This window comes from Streptomyces sp. NPDC060205, assembly GCF_042728395.1.
GTDB lineage: Bacteria > Actinomycetota > Actinomycetes > Streptomycetales > Streptomycetaceae > Streptomyces.
In genome coordinates, this window is the sequence record NZ_JBHWZP010000040.1 from 15,119 (window position 1) to 29,901 (window position 14,783).

At 71.8% G+C, this 14,783-nt stretch carries 14 protein-coding genes; 7 read left to right on the forward strand and 7 right to left on the reverse strand.

The annotated features are described in order from the left end of the window. Nucleotides 1–82: 82 nt before the first annotated feature. Complete coding sequence (locus ACFWGJ_RS10095; RefSeq protein WP_387322330.1) at nucleotides 83–826, forward strand: class I SAM-dependent DNA methyltransferase; 744 nt, start codon at nucleotides 83–85, stop codon at nucleotides 824–826. A 198-nt stretch (nucleotides 827–1,024) separates the two neighbouring features. Here the strand turns inward: ACFWGJ_RS10095 and ACFWGJ_RS10100 are convergent, their stop codons facing one another. After that, nucleotides 1,025–1,411: a hypothetical protein gene (locus tag ACFWGJ_RS10100; protein ID WP_387322331.1), complete on the reverse strand. Its 387-nt coding sequence runs from the start codon at nucleotides 1,409–1,411 to the stop codon at nucleotides 1,025–1,027. A gap of 226 nt (nucleotides 1,412–1,637) precedes the next feature. On the opposite strand from ACFWGJ_RS10100, the gene ACFWGJ_RS10105 reads away from it, so the two are divergent. Next, nucleotides 1,638–2,624: an ArsR/SmtB family transcription factor gene (locus ACFWGJ_RS10105; protein WP_387322332.1), complete on the forward strand. Its 987-nt coding sequence runs from the start codon at nucleotides 1,638–1,640 to the stop codon at nucleotides 2,622–2,624. 40 nt (nucleotides 2,625–2,664) lie between these two features. Here the strand turns inward: ACFWGJ_RS10105 and ACFWGJ_RS10110 are convergent, their stop codons facing one another. From ACFWGJ_RS10110 to ACFWGJ_RS10120, 3 genes are read right to left on the reverse strand one after another with little or no spacing between them, the layout of a single operon-like run. Further along, complete coding sequence (locus tag ACFWGJ_RS10110) at nucleotides 2,665–3,459, reverse strand: DeoR/GlpR family DNA-binding transcription regulator (protein WP_387322333.1); 795 nt, start codon at nucleotides 3,457–3,459, stop codon at nucleotides 2,665–2,667. A 52-nt stretch (nucleotides 3,460–3,511) separates the two neighbouring features. Next, nucleotides 3,512–4,870 (reverse strand): gluconate:H+ symporter, encoded by a 1,359-nt coding sequence (locus ACFWGJ_RS10115; RefSeq protein WP_387322334.1) that lies wholly within the window; start codon nucleotides 4,868–4,870, stop codon nucleotides 3,512–3,514. Next, entirely contained in the window at nucleotides 4,870–6,300 is a 1,431-nt protein-coding gene (locus tag ACFWGJ_RS10120) for a homoserine dehydrogenase (RefSeq protein ID WP_387322335.1), read from the reverse strand. The genes ACFWGJ_RS10115 and ACFWGJ_RS10120 overlap by 1 nt, the downstream gene beginning before the upstream one ends. A gap of 156 nt (nucleotides 6,301–6,456) precedes the next feature. Here ACFWGJ_RS10120 and otnK point away from each other — a divergent pair, with 156 nt between their 5' ends. Then, nucleotides 6,457–7,761 carry a 3-oxo-tetronate kinase gene (gene otnK / locus ACFWGJ_RS10125; protein WP_387322337.1) on the forward strand — a complete coding sequence of 435 codons (1,305 nt, stop codon included), beginning with the start codon at nucleotides 6,457–6,459 and terminating at the stop codon, nucleotides 7,759–7,761. Then, entirely contained in the window at nucleotides 7,758–8,417 is a 660-nt protein-coding gene (locus ACFWGJ_RS10130; protein WP_387322338.1) for a class II aldolase/adducin family protein, read from the forward strand. Before otnK ends, ACFWGJ_RS10130 begins: the two co-directional genes overlap by 4 nt. Nucleotides 8,418–8,687: 270 nt before the next feature. On the opposite strand, the gene ACFWGJ_RS10135 is transcribed toward ACFWGJ_RS10130, so the two are convergent. After that, nucleotides 8,688–9,575, reverse strand: a complete 888-nt coding sequence (locus tag ACFWGJ_RS10135) for an SDR family NAD(P)-dependent oxidoreductase (RefSeq protein WP_387322339.1) — start codon at nucleotides 9,573–9,575, stop codon at nucleotides 8,688–8,690. Nucleotides 9,576–9,645: 70 nt separating this feature from the next. Here ACFWGJ_RS10135 and ACFWGJ_RS10140 point away from each other — a divergent pair, with 70 nt between their 5' ends. Both ACFWGJ_RS10140 and ACFWGJ_RS10145 read left to right on the forward strand, forming a co-directional pair. After that, nucleotides 9,646–10,554: a LysR family transcriptional regulator gene (locus ACFWGJ_RS10140; RefSeq protein WP_387322340.1), complete on the forward strand. Its 909-nt coding sequence runs from the start codon at nucleotides 9,646–9,648 to the stop codon at nucleotides 10,552–10,554. Nucleotides 10,555–10,668: 114 nt separating this feature from the next. Then, nucleotides 10,669–11,334 carry a lytic polysaccharide monooxygenase gene (locus tag ACFWGJ_RS10145; protein ID WP_387322341.1) on the forward strand — a complete coding sequence of 222 codons (666 nt, stop codon included), beginning with the start codon at nucleotides 10,669–10,671 and terminating at the stop codon, nucleotides 11,332–11,334. A gap of 134 nt (nucleotides 11,335–11,468) precedes the next feature. Here the strand turns inward: ACFWGJ_RS10145 and ACFWGJ_RS10150 are convergent, their stop codons facing one another. Together ACFWGJ_RS10150 and ACFWGJ_RS10155 are read right to left on the reverse strand one after the other, a co-directional pair. Then, nucleotides 11,469–12,551, reverse strand: coding sequence for a sensor histidine kinase (locus ACFWGJ_RS10150; protein WP_387322359.1), 1,083 nt, complete (start codon nucleotides 12,549–12,551; stop codon nucleotides 11,469–11,471). Between the two features lie 116 nt (nucleotides 12,552–12,667). Then, the gene (locus tag ACFWGJ_RS10155) at nucleotides 12,668–13,333 is read right to left on the reverse strand and encodes a response regulator (protein WP_387322343.1); all 666 of its coding nucleotides are present in this window, start codon (nucleotides 13,331–13,333) and stop codon (nucleotides 12,668–12,670) included. A gap of 175 nt (nucleotides 13,334–13,508) precedes the next feature. On the opposite strand from ACFWGJ_RS10155, the gene ACFWGJ_RS10160 reads away from it, so the two are divergent. Then, nucleotides 13,509–14,753, forward strand: coding sequence for a DUF418 domain-containing protein (locus tag ACFWGJ_RS10160; protein ID WP_387322344.1), 1,245 nt, complete (start codon nucleotides 13,509–13,511; stop codon nucleotides 14,751–14,753). Nucleotides 14,754–14,783: the final 30 nt, after the last annotated feature.

The window sequence follows — 14,783 nt, forward strand, 5'->3', positions numbered from 1 at the left end:
ACCTCATTCAACCGTCAGTTGACGGTCCGTCATAGGGGAAATTCGTTGGACATGGCATCGGCCGGCGGCGACCGTTGACCGAATGCAGCAGGCAAAGATCTGGGACGCCGCCACCGCGCGGCGCTACGACACGCCCGGCACCGGCATGTTCGCGCCTCAGACCCTGGGGCCCACCGTGGACCGGCTCGCCGGCCTCGCGGGGGACGGGGCCGCTCTTGAGTTCGCCATCGGCACGGGCAGGGTGGCGGTTCCGCTCGTCGAGCGAGGGGTCCCCGTCACCGGCATCGAGCTGTCACCGCCGATGGTGGAGCAACTGCGCACCAAGGCCGACGAGGCGACGATCCCCGTGGTCATCGGCGACATGGCGACGACCGTCGTCCCGGGCGAGTACAGCCTGGTCTATCTCGTGTTCAACACGATCTCGAACCTCCTCGGCCAGGCGGAGCAGGTCGAGTGCTTCCGCAATGCCGCCCGCCATCTCACCTCCGGTGGGCGGTTCGTGATCGAGCTGTGGGTGCCCGAGCTGCGCAAGCTCCCGCCGGGGCAGGCGGCCACCGTCTGGCAGACCGACGCCGACTACATCGGCCTGGACACGTACGACGTCCTGCGCCAGCACGTCGTCTCGCACCACTTCCGGTTCGACGAGAGCGAGCGGGCGCAACTGTTCCGCAGCCCGCACCGTTACATCTGGCCGGCCGAACTCGACCTGATGGCCCAACTGGCCGGTTTCGAACTGGAGTCGAGGCACGCGGACTGGGACGGCACGGAGTTCACCGCCGACTCGCGCTCCCACGTCTCCGTCTACCGGCTCCCGCCGTCCCAGTAGATACCGCACTGCCCCTGCACCGCCCCTGACAGGTGTCAGGGGCGGTACGGCCGTGTTGCCTTCTAGCCTTGCGCGCGTCATGCCAGCCGGTCCAGCCGGTCCAGCCGGTCCAGCCGCAAGGAGTTCCATGCATCCGCTGCATCCGCACACCCGTACGGCCGTCATGCAGAAGAACCCGGACCAGGCGGAACCCGGGTCTCAGCAGTGGTTGGAGACGTTGCCCGTCTCGTTGCCCTTGAGCAGTCCGCCCCAGATCCAGTTGTCGTCCGACAGGAGAACCCACTTGTCGTGGTAGACGCCGTTGGCGTTGACGAACCCGCCTTCGTTCCAGCACACGGCGGTGAGGTTCTGATTCGCCGCGACGGTGTAGGCGATGCTGTAGCCGGTGCTCGGCCCGATCCGCACATTGCCGTTGATCCAGGTCGTGACCGTCTGGGCCTGGACGCCCGCGCTCAGGGAGGTGGACCGCTCCGCCGGCCGGTGTTCCGCGGCGAAGGCCGGAGCGGCCATGCCCGCCACCGCCATGACCCCCGCCGCTGCCGTGATCATGAGCTTGGTCATCGGTCGCGAACTCTGCTTCTGCATTTCCCTGTCTCCCTCATCGGCACCGGGAGTCCCCCGGGGCGGGTGGCGTCCCTCGTGATCCCAGCGTCGCCCGCCGCGGTCCGGCGCTCCAGCTCTGCGAACTTCTTCGAAACGTCGATGGGCACGCCCGGCATGCGGTACCGGCCTCGGGAGGGACGGTCAGGCCGGCACCGGAGCGTCGTGGCACATCGGTACAGGACGGTCGTCGTTCCACAGGAGGTACTCGTTGGCGGGCAGTCGTCTCCTTCTCGGCCCCTTGGACGAGGTGCACGTCGAGGTGGGCCGAGTCCCCGGCGCCTCTGTCTTCCCCGTGCTGAGCGAGGTGCTGGGCGGCGCACGGCACGGCGTGCCAAGGCGCTGGCGGGACGCGGTCCGCTCCGCCCTGCCGGCCGCGGCGGACACCCTGCGTCCGCTGTTCGGTCCCGGATCCGGCTGGATCCCCGACCTCCTGACGCTGACCGGCGACGTACGTGCCACGGACATGCGGTCGGTGCTCGCCGGGCTGCGGGAGGCGGACGCGCAGAGTCTCGCGGCCGAGGTGGCGCTGCACCACGGCGATGCGGTGCCCCGGGGCTGGCAGCGGGTGCTGGACGATCCCGCGGGGTTCCTCGGCACCTACCTGGACGTGGTGCAGGCGGCCTGGCGGCAGCTCGAACCCCTGTGGGTACGGGCTGACGCGCTGCTGGGCAAGGAGGCGGAACGGGTGGGTTCCGCGGTGGTCAGCCGGAACCTCGACGGGGTGCTGACCGGGCTGAGCCCGAGGATCGGTTACGCGGACGGGGCGCTGGAACTGCCGTCGTGCGGGGCGGAGCACTTCGAACTGGCCGGGCGGCGCCTGGTGTTGATCCCCGTGGTCTGCGGCACCGCTCCCTCCCTGTACAGCCTCGACCGGGACGACGTGGTGTGGTTCGGTTACCCGCTGCCGGGCGCGGGGCGGCTCGGGCCGCCGGTGGCGAGTGCCCCGCGCAAGGACGACCTCGTTCAGTTGCTGGGACCGGTCAGGGCCGGCGTGCTCCGCTCGGTGCAGCCGCCGGCGACGGTCAGTGAACTGGCCCGACTGCTCAACATGGGCGCCAGCACCATCACCTACCACTGCGAGCAGCTGAAGGCGGCGGGTCTGTTGCAGCGGGAGCGCTACGGCCGGGAGGTGCGCCAGCGGCTGACCGGCCGGGGCGCGGCGCTGGTGGACCTGCTCTCCCGGCCCGCCGCGTGATTCCTCCGGGCCGGCTCGCGCGTTCAGGTGTCCTGGGCCGTCAGGGCTTCACCAGATGCAGTTCGGTTCCGGAGGCCCGTACGCCGTCGGCCGCCGCGTCGGCCAGGGCGCTGTCGGTGATGATCGTGTCGAACGCGCCCAGGGCGGCCACCCGGTACTTGCCGAAGGTGCCGAACTTCGAGGAGCCCGCGACGAGCACGGAGGTGCCCGTGCACTCCATGGCCGTCTGCTTGACCTCCACCTTGAGGTCGGAGGGAGTGGTCACCCCGCGCAGGAGGTCCCAGGAGCTGGTGCTGATGAATGCCATGTCGAGGGCGAGTTGCCGCAGGACGGTGGCGGCGAGACGGCCGACGCTGGAGCGGTTGGCGGACTCCACCCTCCCGCCGACGTGGATGAGGTCGAGGTGGGGAGCGGTGGCCATCAACTGGTCCACGGTGGTGAAGTCGTTGGTGACGACGGTCAGGGCGGTGTGGTCCACGAGGAAGGGGACCATGGCCGACAGGGTCGTACCCGCGTCGAGGTAGACGGTCATGCCGTCCTCGATCAGGTGCGCGGCCCTGGCGGCCATGGCCTGTTTCTCGGGCTGCTCGATGAGTGTCTTGGCCTGGTGGCTGGGTTCGCTCTGCAGATGGCTGGCGATCCGGGCGCCGCCCGGTACGGAGAAGACCTGTCCCTGGCGCTCCAGTTCGGCGATGTCACGGCGGACCGTCATGTGCGAGACACCGAGGAGCTGGGTGATCTGCTGGACGCTGAGCACTCCGTCGCGGCGCAGGTGCTTCAGCAACTGCTCACGCCGCTGGTCGGGAATCAGCGGGAGGGAGCGGTCCTCGGCCATCGTCGATGGTCCTTCCTGTCGTCCACCAAGACTGGTCTCACCGGCGCGCCCGTCAGCTGCCGACGAACGTGCTCAGGAGCAATACTCCACCCAGGCTGAGCAGTGACTGCAGGGAGAGCATCAGTGTCCAGGTCCGGAAGGTCTGGGACACCGAGAGCTGGAAGTACTCCTTGAAGAGCCAGAAGCCCGAGTCGTTCACATGGGACAGCATCACGGCGCCGGAAGCGCTGGCCAGCACCATCAGTTCGGGAGAGAGCCCCGGATACGCCCCGAGCAGCGGCGCGACGATACCGGTGGCCGCGGCGGTCGCGACCGTCGCCGAGCCCAGGCAGATCCGCAGCAGCGCGGCGACGAGCCAGGCGAGCAGCAGCGGGGGTATCGACCAGTCCACGGCGTAGTCCGAGATGAGCTTGTCGATACCGGTGGCGGTCAGCATGGCCTTGAGGCCGCCGCCCGCGCCGAGGATCAGGACGATGCCGCCGACGGGTCCGAGGCCCTTGCCCGCCATCTTCTGGAGTTGTCCGAGGCCGAAGCCGGAGCGGACGCCCAGGGCGAAGAACGCGAACACGACGGCTGCCAGCAGGGACAGCACGGAGGAGTCGCAGGCCTCGAAGAACGCGTAGGGCAGGGAGCCCTCGGCCGTGTGGGAGGTGCCGACCGTGCCGATCAGCATGAGGACCGGCGGCAGGAGCACCGTGATCAGCGCCAGGGTGAAGGACGCGGGCCTGCGCTGGTTCTCGGGCAGCGGTTCGGGTTCGGGTACGGGGCCCTTGTCGAGGTCGGGGGCGGGCCCGAACCAGCGGCTGGCGACCTTGGTGAGCAGCGGCCCGCTGATGACGGCGATCGGGATGCCGATGATCAGGCCGTACATGATGGTCAGGCCGGTGTTGGCGCTGTAGGCGGAGACGGCGAGGGTCGGCGAGGGATGCGGGGGCAGCAGGCCGTGCGAGATGTAGAGGCCGGCCGCCATCGGCAGTCCGACGTACAGCAGGTGGGTGCCGGTGCGCTTGGCGACCGCGTACACCAGCGGTACGAGCATCACGAAGCTGACGTCGAACAGGTGCGGCATGCCGATGAGGAGGGCCGCCGCGGTGATCGCGGTGGGGATCCACTTGACCGGCCGCGCTCCGATGAACACGGTCGCGATGCGGTCGGCGCCGCCGGAGCCCAGCAGGATGCCGCCGAGGATGGTGCCGAGGCCGATGGTGGGGCCGGTGCTCTTGAGCGCGTCGCCGAAGCCGGTCTGGAAGAACTCGACGGTCTTGCCGGGGCCGATCCCGGCGGCGAGCCCGAGGCCGAGCGCGGAGATGCTCAGCGCCAGGAAGGGGTGCAGCTTGGCCTTGGTGATCAGAACGATCAGGACGGCGACGGCCGCCGCGCCGAGGAGCAGATGCTGGATGTCGGTGTCCATCAGCCGACCCTCCCGGCAGAGGCAGAGGCAGAGGCAGAGGCAGAGGTGTCGGTGGCGCGGGAGGCGCGGCCCAGGGTCCAGGCCGCCAGCAGGTCCTCGTCGGCGTCGGCGAGGTCGGCCAGCCGGATGAGGTCACCGGCGGCGACCGGGCGGGCGAGCGTGCAGTGGGCGGCGAGGTAGAGCGGGGCCACGTCGGCGGGGGTGTCCTCGTCGCGCAGCAGTACGGCCTGGACGTCGGTCACGTCGTGGTGGTGGCCGCCCATGGCCAGGACGGTCCCGGCGGGCAGGTCCTGCTGGGCACGGCCGGCGAGGGCCGCGTGGGCGCGCGGGTCGACGCCTCCGGAGGGGCGGCTGTGCAGGACCGCGGAGAGCAGGGAGACCGGGGTCTCGACGCCCATGAGGTGGTACGGCAGGTAGATCGCGGCGTAGCGGCCGTCGCGGCTGACGACGTGTCCCTTGCCCCGCAGGGTTTCCCAGGTGACCTGGTCGCCGGTGCGGACCACGACGAACACGCCGCCGGCGAAGGACGCCTCGTCGGGCAGCCGCAGCGCGCTGAACACGTCGACGGCTCCGGCGCGGTGGAGGAGTCCGCCGTCCTCGCGCAGGGCGTAGACGTCGGCGAGTTCCGCGATGCGGGCGACCGGGTAGTGCAGGCGCTCGACGTCGGGCCGGAAACCGGTGTTCGTGGCGACGACGGCCATCTCGCAGTAGTCGGCGGTGGCGCCGACCGGCAGTGCGGACACGGCCGCCGCGCGGGCGGCGAGGGTGGCACGCACGTCGTCGCCGAGGGAGAGGAGCGCGGCGAGTTCCGGTGCGGGGACGGTGGTGTCGAGCTGGGTGACCGTACCCCGGTCGGGGTCGAGGACGAGGTCGTACTCGCTGGACTTGCCGATGGCCACGATGTCGAGGCCGAGCAGTTCGGCCCAGGTCACGAGGCCGATGAGGTTGGCGGGCTGGTCGCCGTCCGCGGTCGTGTAGACGACACCGTTGTCCTTCGCGAGGTCGGCGAGGTGGAGTCCCGCGACGGAGTCGACCTCCTTGCTGACCATGGCGACGTGCCGGCCGTCGGTGAGCGCCTCGCGTGCCATCGCGTAGCCGTCGGCGGGGCTGCCGGTGGCCTCGACGAGAATGTCCCAGGGCGCGGCGGACAGCAGTGAGCCGCCCTGGACGAGGGCGATGTGTCCGGCCTGCGCGGCGGCGGCCACCTCGTCGGCCGTGGTGCAGACGTCGAGGTCGGATGCGCTGTAGCCGAGGTCCAGGAGCATCGCGTGCAGCCGGGGTACGTCGCGGTCGCACAGGACGGCGGGGTCCAGCCCGGGGATGCGGGGCGTCTGCGCCAGCAGGGTCCGGGCGAAGCCGCCGCCCGCTCCGGACAGTGCGTAGCGCACGGTCCGGCTGCCGGTGCCGGCGAACAGATGGTGCAAGTTCATGGACCCTCCTGGATGACGAGCGCGATGCGCTGCTCGTTAACAAGATGTATCAGCAGATCCCACCCACGTAAAGTCTGTTAACATTTTTTCACAAGCCCTGGTCACGGCCCCCGGTCGCGTCGACAGGGCACCCGCCCACCCATCCCTAGGAGCCTGATGCCGACCCTCGGGGCCATCGCAGACGACTTCACCGGAGCAACGGATCTCGCCACGATGCTGGTCGCCCGCGGCTACCGCACCGTGGTGGCCGTCGGCTCCGACAGCATCGCCGACGAACCCGGGCGCACCGCGGTGGACGACGCGGACGCGGTCGTCATTGCGCTCAAATCGCGTACAGCCCCGGTCGCCGAAGCCGTGGACTCCTCGCTCGCCGCGCTGCGCGCCCTGCGGGCGGCCGGCTGCCGGCGCTTCTACTTCAAGTACTGCTCCACGTTCGACTCGACGGCGCGGGGCAACATCGGTCCCGTGGCCGACGCCCTGCTGGAGGAGATCGGGGAGCGGCGTGCCGTCGTCGTGCCGTCGTTCCCGGCCACCGGCCGGACCGTCTACCGCGGCAGGCTCTTCGTCCACGACGAGCTTCTCGACGAGAGCCCGATGCGCCACCATCCGCTGACCCCGATGCGCGACGCGCACGTGGGACGGCTGCTGACACCACAGACCACACATCCGGTACGGCTCGTGGGCCTGGACACCGTACGGGCCGGGGCGGCGGCGCTCGCGGCGGCGCTGGACGACCCCTCCCTCGCCGACGCGCTCGTCGTGGTGGACGCCACCGAGGACGAGGATCTGCGCACCATCTCGGCGGCCACCGCACACCACCCGCTCGTCACCGGCGCCGCGGGGCTCGCGCTCGGCCTGACCGGTCCGCGGCCGGGGGCCGCACGCGTGGCAGCCGTCTCGCGTCCCGGCGATCCGGCCGTCGTGCTCTGCGGCAGCGCGTCCTCGGCCACCCGCGCCCAGGTGGCGCACGGCCGCGCGCACCTGCCGCACCGCAAGCTCGACCTCGCCGCGCTGCGGGCCGACTTCGGGAGCGCTGTCGACGGGCTGGTCGCGTTCGCCCGCGCGTGCTGGGAGCAGGACCCGCAGCGACCGCCCCTTCTGTACGCCGTCGGCGACCTGAGCGACCTGGACGACTCCCCCGCCGCGTCGGCGCTGGTGGAGAAGGCGCTGGCCGCCTGTGCTTCGCGCCTGGTCGCGGCCGGCGCACGACGGCTGCTCGTCGCGGGCGGGGAGACGTCCGGCTCGGTGGTCACCGCGCTCGGCGTGCGCACGCTCACCATCGGGTCCCCCATCGCGCCGGGCGTCACCTGGGCCCGCGCCCAGGTGACTGTGCCTGCCCAGGACGACGGGCACGGCGGCAACGGCCGCACCGAGGACGGCCGGTTCGTCGACGTGGCCCTCAAGTCGGGCAACTTCGGTGCCCCGGACATCTTCACCGAGGCTTGGAGCGCGCTCGTATGAACGACCCGCGACCGAACGACCCGCGGACCGAACTCGCGGCGGCGGGCGCCCACCTCGCCGCGCTCGGCCTCAGCCCCGGTTCCTCCGGCAACCTGAGCGTCCGCGAGGACTCCCGGATCTATCTCACTCCCACCGGTACGGACCTGTCCCGCGTCGATCCCGACGCGCTCAGCGTCCTCGATCTGTCGGGAGCACACCTCGACGGGCCGAAGCCGTCCAAGGAGTTCCCGCTGCACACCGCGTTCTACCGGCGCGACGCGTCCGCCCGGGCCGTCGTCCATCTGCACTCCCGCCACGCGGCGGCCGTGTCGTGCCTGCCCGCCTGGCACGAGCACAGCGCCATACCCCCGCTGACGCCGTACTTCGTCATGCGCGTCGGCCAGACTCCCCTGCTGCCCTACGCCGCGCCCGGCGACAGCGGGCAGGCCGACCTGATGGAGTCCCTGCCGTTCCCCTTCCGGGCGGCCCTGCTGCAGAACCACGGCCCGGTCGTCGCGGGCCGCTCGATGTCCCTGGCGGTGGAGTCGGCGGTGGAGCTGGAGGAGGTCTCCGCGCTGCTCCTCGCGCTCGGCGAACGCGCTCCGCGGCTGCTGTCGGCCGAGGAGACCGCACCGCTGGCGCGGAAGTACGGGTCGCCGTGGACGGTGGCGGACTGACCTCGCCGGGCCGTCGCGCCGCGGACGCGTCGCCGTCGCGCCGCCGTCGCGCTCCGAGCGGCCGAGCTCACCGCCCACGGAGGCTGCGCGTCGGGTGCGGGTCCGGTGGGGGCTGAGCGCGCCGTTCCCCGCGCCCCTGAAAGCGGCCTTCGCCGCGGGGCCCTGCGGCGTCGGGCGGGTGCGGGTCCGGCGGGGGCCGAGCGCGCCGTTCCCCGCGCCCCTGACGGGGCGGGCTCGCTCCCGAGCCCATGGCTCGTCCCTTCGATTCGTTCAGGGCGTGAGGATCCGGTCCTGCTCCGTCGGAGGTGTGCCGCTGTACCACGGCAGGGTCTTGCCGAAGCGGACCAGTTCGCCGTAGTGGTCGGGCTCGACGTGGTCCGCGAGGACCAGGTTGAGCACCGCGCGGGCGGCCCGGGACGGCGACTGGGCATGGCTGTAGTCGCTGAACCAGGGGCGCGAGGTGGCGGTGTCGACCATGCCGGGGCACACGGAGGCGATCAGGGTCCCGTCGGCGAGATCGTTCCGGCGGCGTTCGGCGGCGACCGCGCGGACGGCGGCGACCTGGGCCACTTTGGACGGCACGTTCAGCCAGCGCGGCCAGCCCGCCTCTTCGGCGGTTCCGGCGTGGACGGCTTCGCGCCAGGACTCGACGGCGTGCTCGACCTCGTCGAGGCTCGCGCCGTCGAAGAGGTGGTGCAGCCGCGGGTCCAGATGACCGAGGGTGCCCAGGGTGCTGGCCACGACGAGCAGCCGGCCGCCGGGGCGCAGGACGGGCCCGAACGAGCGCAGGATCGCGTGGGTGGCGGTGTTGGAGACGTCGATGAACTCGTCGGCCCGCTCGGCCTGGGAGTCCTCGGGCAGCAGCCGGGCGATGGCGTTGGAGACGACGATGTCGACGCCGCCGTGCCGGGTCCGCAGTTCGTCCGCGAGGCGTGCGACGGCCTCGCGGTCGGAGACGTCCAGCACCCGGCCCTCCACCCGGCTGCGCGTACCGGCCGCCCCCGCCACCTCGCGGGCGGCTTCCTCGACGCGCCGGTGATCGCGCCCGGTGAGCAGGACCACGTCCTGCGGGTCCAGGCGGGCCGCGAGCCCTTCGACGAGAGCGCGGCCGAGCCCTTGGTTGGCCCCCGTGACGAGGGCGATGCGTGAACCTGTCATGGGGCCACGCTAGGAAGGTCCGCGGCATGCGTCCAACGAGAGTCACGCACACCTGGTATGCGTAGTCCTCATGGACTTCACGCAGGTGTCACTGACCGCGTTGCGCGTCCTCCGCGCGGTGGCGGAGCAGGGGACCTTCACCGCGGCGGCGGTGTCGCTCGGCTACACCCAGTCCGCCGTCTCCCGGCAGATCGCCTCCATCGAACGGGCGGCGGGTACGGAGTTGCTGGAGCGGCGGCGCGACGGGGTGCGGCTGACCGCGGCAGGTCATGTCGTCCTGCGCCGTGCGACGGTCGTGCTCGACGAGATCGACGCGACGGCGCGTGAGCTGTCCGGCCTGCCCGGACAGGCGGGGACCGTCCGGCTGGGCTGGTTTCCCAGCGCGGGAGCGGTGCTGCTGCCCGAAGCACTGGCGGAACTGCGCCGCACCGACCCCGGCCTCCACGTCGTCAGCCGGGAGGGCGGTACCCCGGCGCTGGTACGCGCCCTGCGGGCAGGCAGCCTGGATCTGGCGCTGCTGGCGGCGGCCCCGCCGTTCCGCCCGCCGGACGCGGAGTCGCCGCCGCTGGCGCTGGAGACGCTCACGGAACGCGCGCTGTGCCTCGCGGTGCCCGCCGCCCATCCGCTGGCTCGCGGCGACCACATCGACGTGACCGCGCTGCGCGGGCAGCGCTGGATCGCAGGCTCCGCCGCCGGAGGGGACCTGCTGCTGGGCGTGTGGCCCGGCCTGGACGAGCGTCCCGACATCGCCCACACGGCCCGCGACTGGCTGGCGAAACTCCGGCTCGTCGCCGCCGGCTGCGGACTGACCACGGTGCCCGCCTCACTCGCCACGGCCGCACCGCCGGGGGTACGCGTCCTGCCCGTGCGCGGCGGGCCCCAGGAGCAGCGGCGTCTGCTGCTGGCCCGCCTTCCGCACCCGCCGGCCGACCCCGTCACGCGGGTGGCGGCAGCGCTCCGCGCCGCGGCCCGGGCGTGAATCTGGCGCAATCGAGTGTTGCCATTCCGTTTCGTCACGCCGAGCCTGGGTGGCGCGGGAGCGCTCCCACGCCCCGTACACACCAAGAGAAGAGCCATCCGGAAGGAGCACACCTTGACTTGTCATGATCGCGTCACACCCTCGCGGGCGACCCTCATCCTGAGCCTGCTCGCCGCCGTGCTGCTCTGCCTGATCCCCTGGAGCGCCCCGGCCCACGCCCACGGTTCGGTGGTCGACCCGGCGTCCCGCAACTACGGCTGCTGGCTCCGCTGGGGAAGCGACTTCCAGAACCCCGCCATGGCACAGGAGGACCCCATGTGCTGGCAGGCGTGGCAGGACAACCCGAACGCCATGTGGAACTGGAACGGCCTCTACCGCAACGGCTCGGCCGGGAACTTCGAGGCGGTGATCCCCGACGGGCAGCTGTGCAGCGCAGGCCACACCGAGAGCGGCCGCTACAACTCCCTCGACGCCGTGGGCGCCTGGAAGACGACGGACATCGCCGGCAACTTCACCGTGAAGCTGTACGACCAGGCCAACCACGGTGCCGACTACATCCTGGTCTATGTCACCCGCCAGGGCCTCGACCCCGCCACCCAGCCCCTGACCTGGGACGATATGCAACTGGTCGCCCGGACGGGCAAGTACGCCCCCAGCCAGAACTACGCCGTCGACGTGAGCACTTCGGGCCTCAGCGGCCGCCACGTCGTCTACACGATCTGGCAGGCGTCGCACATGGACCAGACGTTCTTCATGTGCAGCGATGTGAACTTCCGCTGAGAGCGACCGCCTGAGAGTGGCCCACCGGGATTTGCTCGTCCGGAACTTGCTCGTCCGGAACTTGGCCGTCCGGTACTAGGCCGTCCGGTACTTGCCCGTCCGGTATTGGCCGTCCAGGAGTGGCCGCCGCACCCTCACCGCGTCTGCTGCAGCGGCAGGCACAGATGGAGTTCGTAGCCGCCGTCGGGGGCGGGTCCCGCGATGACGGTGCCGCCCAGCAGCTCGGCTCTCTGGCGCAGGCCAGCCAGGCCGTGGTGGGCGCCGGGCAGCAGCAGGGCGGGCCGGGTGGGCGCGGTGTTGGTGACGGCGGCCCGGACAGTCCCCTCGGCCAGCCGTATACGGACGGCGGCCTTCGCGCCGGGAGCGTGCTTGCGGACATTGGTGAGGGCCTCCTGCACGGTGCGGTAGACGGCGCGCTGGATGGTCGCGGGCAGGGCGTCCGGCAGGTCGGTGTGCAGCTCGGTCTCGATACCGCTGGTGTCGACCAGCCGCTGCAGATCGGCCAGGGACGGCTGCGGGGTCAGTTCCGTGGGACGGCTGCCCGCGGCGCGCAGCACGCTCACCATGTGCCGCAGTTCCTCCAGGGTCTGCACGCTCAGCCGTCTGATGGTGGCCGCGGCCTCCTGCGCCATCGGTTCCCGGCTGCCCACCTGCAGCGCCCCCGCGCGCACGGCGATCAGACTGACCTGGTGGGAGACCACGTCGTGCATCTCCCGGGCCAGTTGCGCGCGTTCCTTGGCCAGCACGCTCTGGGCCTGCAGTTCGCGTCCGTGCTCGCGCGCCTGGGAGATCTCGGCCAGCCGCAGCGACAGTTCGCGGCGGGCCTGGACGAGCTGGCCGAGGAAGACCGGCGCCGCCGCGGTGGCCAGGCTGTAGGTGACAGTGATCAGGTCGGACGGATCGGAGAAGTCCGCGAACGTCGGCGAGGGCCACATCCACCAGGTGATGTCGCAGGCGGCGAACGCCAGCGCGCAGACCACCAGGAGCACCCGGCTCCGGCTCAGCGAGGCGAGGGCGTACAGCGCGGCCAGGGTGGCGAACACCGCGTCGCTGACCAGGGTCGCGGGAAGGGCGCACAGGAAGGCCACCAGCGGAAGATGGCGGCGCAGGGACAGAGCCGCCGCGGCCAGTACCGCGACGGCTCTGCGCTCGGGATCGTCGGCCTCGACGTGCACCCAGATGTCCAGCAGGGAGATACCGATGAGCAGGGCGTCCATGACGGGGGCCGGGATACGCCGGGCCGCGACCCATCGCCGTGGGCGCGCGGCGCACCGCGCCCAGCCCTTCGGATGCGCGGCGGAGTGCTCCCGACCGCCGTCGTGCGCGCGGGATTTCACCCCTCCTCCCGAGGGCTCGGCGGTTTGAGCAGTCCCGCGCGTTCGGCCAGCAGGGCGGCCTGGACCCGGCTGCCCACCCGCAGTTTGGACAGCAGGGCGCTCACGTGGTCCTTGACCGTGCCGGTGCTCAGGTGCAGTTGTGTGGCGATGGCGGCGTTCGGCAGCCCTTCCGCGATGAGGATCAGGACGGCCTTCTCACGGCCGGTGAGCTGGGTGACGCGGCGCAGGGCGGCCTGCTGGGGGCCGTTGGCGAGGTAGCCGTTCACGACGGTGCGGGTGATGGAGGAGGACAGCACGACTCCGCCCTGTGCCAGCGTGCGCACCAGCACGGGCAGTTGCACGGGGTCGGTGTCCTTGAGCAGGAACCCGGAGGCTCCCGAGCGCAGGGCGGCGGCCACGTACTCGTCCATGTCGAACGTCGTGAGCATCGCCACCACCGGCGCCGCCGGCAGGAGCCGCAACTGGGCGAGCACGCTCAGCCCGTCCACGTCCGGCATCCGGATGTCCAGCAGCACCACATCGGGCGTCAACCGCCGTGCAGCCGCGACCGCCTGGCCGCCGACGACGGCGCCGACCACCTCGATGTCGTCGGCCGCGGAGAGGATGTGCTCGAAGCCCGTGCGGATCAACGCTTCGTCGTCGACCACCAGTACGCGAATCACGTGCGCCCCTATCGACGTGGACCGCTTGAGGTTTCGTACCACGCGCGAGGGTGCCCCGGGGTTCCCTCGGTGACGTTTCCGGCTGGGCGACGGAGGGCTTCCAGCCGGTCGGCTGGACGACTGCGGCCACTTGCCGGATGGGCCCGGGCGGGTGCGCCGCGTCAGCCTTAAACCCATGACACACGAAGCGACTGCAGCCTCCGCACCGGCCCTTCCGTCGCCGGTCCCGCGGCCGAGCCGGCCGGCCGACGTCCCCCTCAAGTCATCGGCCGGCCGGCTCATCGGTATCGATCTCGCCCGTGGCCTGGCGGTCTTCGGCATGTACGCCGCCCATGTGGGCCCCGAGCCGACCGCGGGCGGACCGGTGGGCTTCCTCGCCGAGCTGGCCCGCGGCCGGTCCTCCGCCCTGTTCGCGCTGCTCGCCGGGTTCTCCCTCGTTCTCATCACCGGCCGTCCGCGACCCCACACCGGCCGCGCCGGACGGCAGGCGGTGGGCCGGATCGTGCTGCGCGCGCTGATCCTGATCGCCGCGGGCTACGCGCTCACCGCCCTGGACACCGACGTCGAGGTCATCCTCTCGTTCTACGGGCTGATCTTCCTGCTCGTCCTGCCGCTGTACCGGCTGCGCGCCCGCACCCTGGCGGTGCTCGCCGCCGGGAGCGCCCTGCTCATGCCCGTGCTGGTGTACGCGATCCAGCAGGCGATCTACGACGGCGACTGGGCCGACACGGTCATCGCGGCGGATCCGCTGGCGCGCGTCAGCGACACCGACGGCTTACTCGAACTTCTGTTCACCGGCTCGTATCCGGCGCTCACCTGGATGCCGTTCATGATCGCGGGCATGGCGGTCGCCCGCCTCGATCTCACCCAGGCCCGGATCCGTACCCGGCTCGCCCTGACCGGCGGCGCTCTGGCCGTACTCGGCTACGGCGGCTCCTGGGTGGCTCTGCACCTCGTCCCGGGCGCCTTCACCACGATCGCCGCGGCTACGGACGGCGGCGGGGCGGCATCGGCCTGGTGGTCGGACATCGTCGGCTATCCCGTCGACGAGACCCCGGCCGTGTGGCTGCTGGTGGGCGCGCCCCACAGCCAGACCACGTTCTCCGTGCTGGGCAACACCGGTGCGGCGCTGCTCGTGCTGGCGGCCTGCGTCACCGTCGCCGCCCGGATGCCGCGGCTGACCCGGCTCGCCCGGCCGGTCGCCGCCGTCGGCATGATCGCGCTGACCGCCTATGTCGCGCACATCCTCGCCATCGCCGTGGTCGGCATGGAGGAGCAGCCCGGCCCTGCCCTGGTCGCGCTGTTCGCATTCGTCACGGCGGCCCTGCTCCTGGCGACCGTCTGGACGCGGCTCTTCCGCCGCGGTCCGCTGGAGTACGTGCTGTACCGCGCCACCCGTATCACCCGTCACATCAGGTAACTCCCGTCGCAGCCCGCCGGTCGGGCCGGG

What these genes read in the sequence shown, in the direction of transcription:
- ACFWGJ_RS10095 (WP_387322330.1), top strand. Translation starts at nt 83, where the DNA reads ATGCAGCAGGCAAAGATCTGGGACGCCGCCACCGCGCGGCGCTACGAC.
- ACFWGJ_RS10100 (WP_387322331.1), bottom strand. Translation starts at nt 1,411, where the DNA reads ATGCAGAAGCAGAGTTCGCGACCGATGACCAAGCTCATGATCACGGCA.
- ACFWGJ_RS10110 (WP_387322333.1), bottom strand. Translation starts at nt 3,459, where the DNA reads ATGGCCGAGGACCGCTCCCTCCCGCTGATTCCCGACCAGCGGCGTGAG.
- ACFWGJ_RS10115 (WP_387322334.1), bottom strand. Translation starts at nt 4,870, where the DNA reads ATGGACACCGACATCCAGCATCTGCTCCTCGGCGCGGCGGCCGTCGCC.
- ACFWGJ_RS10120 (WP_387322335.1), bottom strand. Translation starts at nt 6,300, where the DNA reads ATGAACTTGCACCATCTGTTCGCCGGCACCGGCAGCCGGACCGTGCGC.
- otnK (WP_387322337.1), top strand. Translation starts at nt 6,457, where the DNA reads ATGCCGACCCTCGGGGCCATCGCAGACGACTTCACCGGAGCAACGGAT.
- ACFWGJ_RS10130 (WP_387322338.1), top strand. Translation starts at nt 7,758, where the DNA reads ATGAACGACCCGCGACCGAACGACCCGCGGACCGAACTCGCGGCGGCG.
- ACFWGJ_RS10135 (WP_387322339.1), bottom strand. Translation starts at nt 9,575, where the DNA reads ATGACAGGTTCACGCATCGCCCTCGTCACGGGGGCCAACCAAGGGCTC.
- ACFWGJ_RS10140 (WP_387322340.1), top strand. Translation starts at nt 9,646, where the DNA reads ATGGACTTCACGCAGGTGTCACTGACCGCGTTGCGCGTCCTCCGCGCG.
- ACFWGJ_RS10150 (WP_387322359.1), bottom strand. Translation starts at nt 12,551, where the DNA reads ATGGACGCCCTGCTCATCGGTATCTCCCTGCTGGACATCTGGGTGCAC.
- ACFWGJ_RS10160 (WP_387322344.1), top strand. Translation starts at nt 13,509, where the DNA reads ATGACACACGAAGCGACTGCAGCCTCCGCACCGGCCCTTCCGTCGCCG.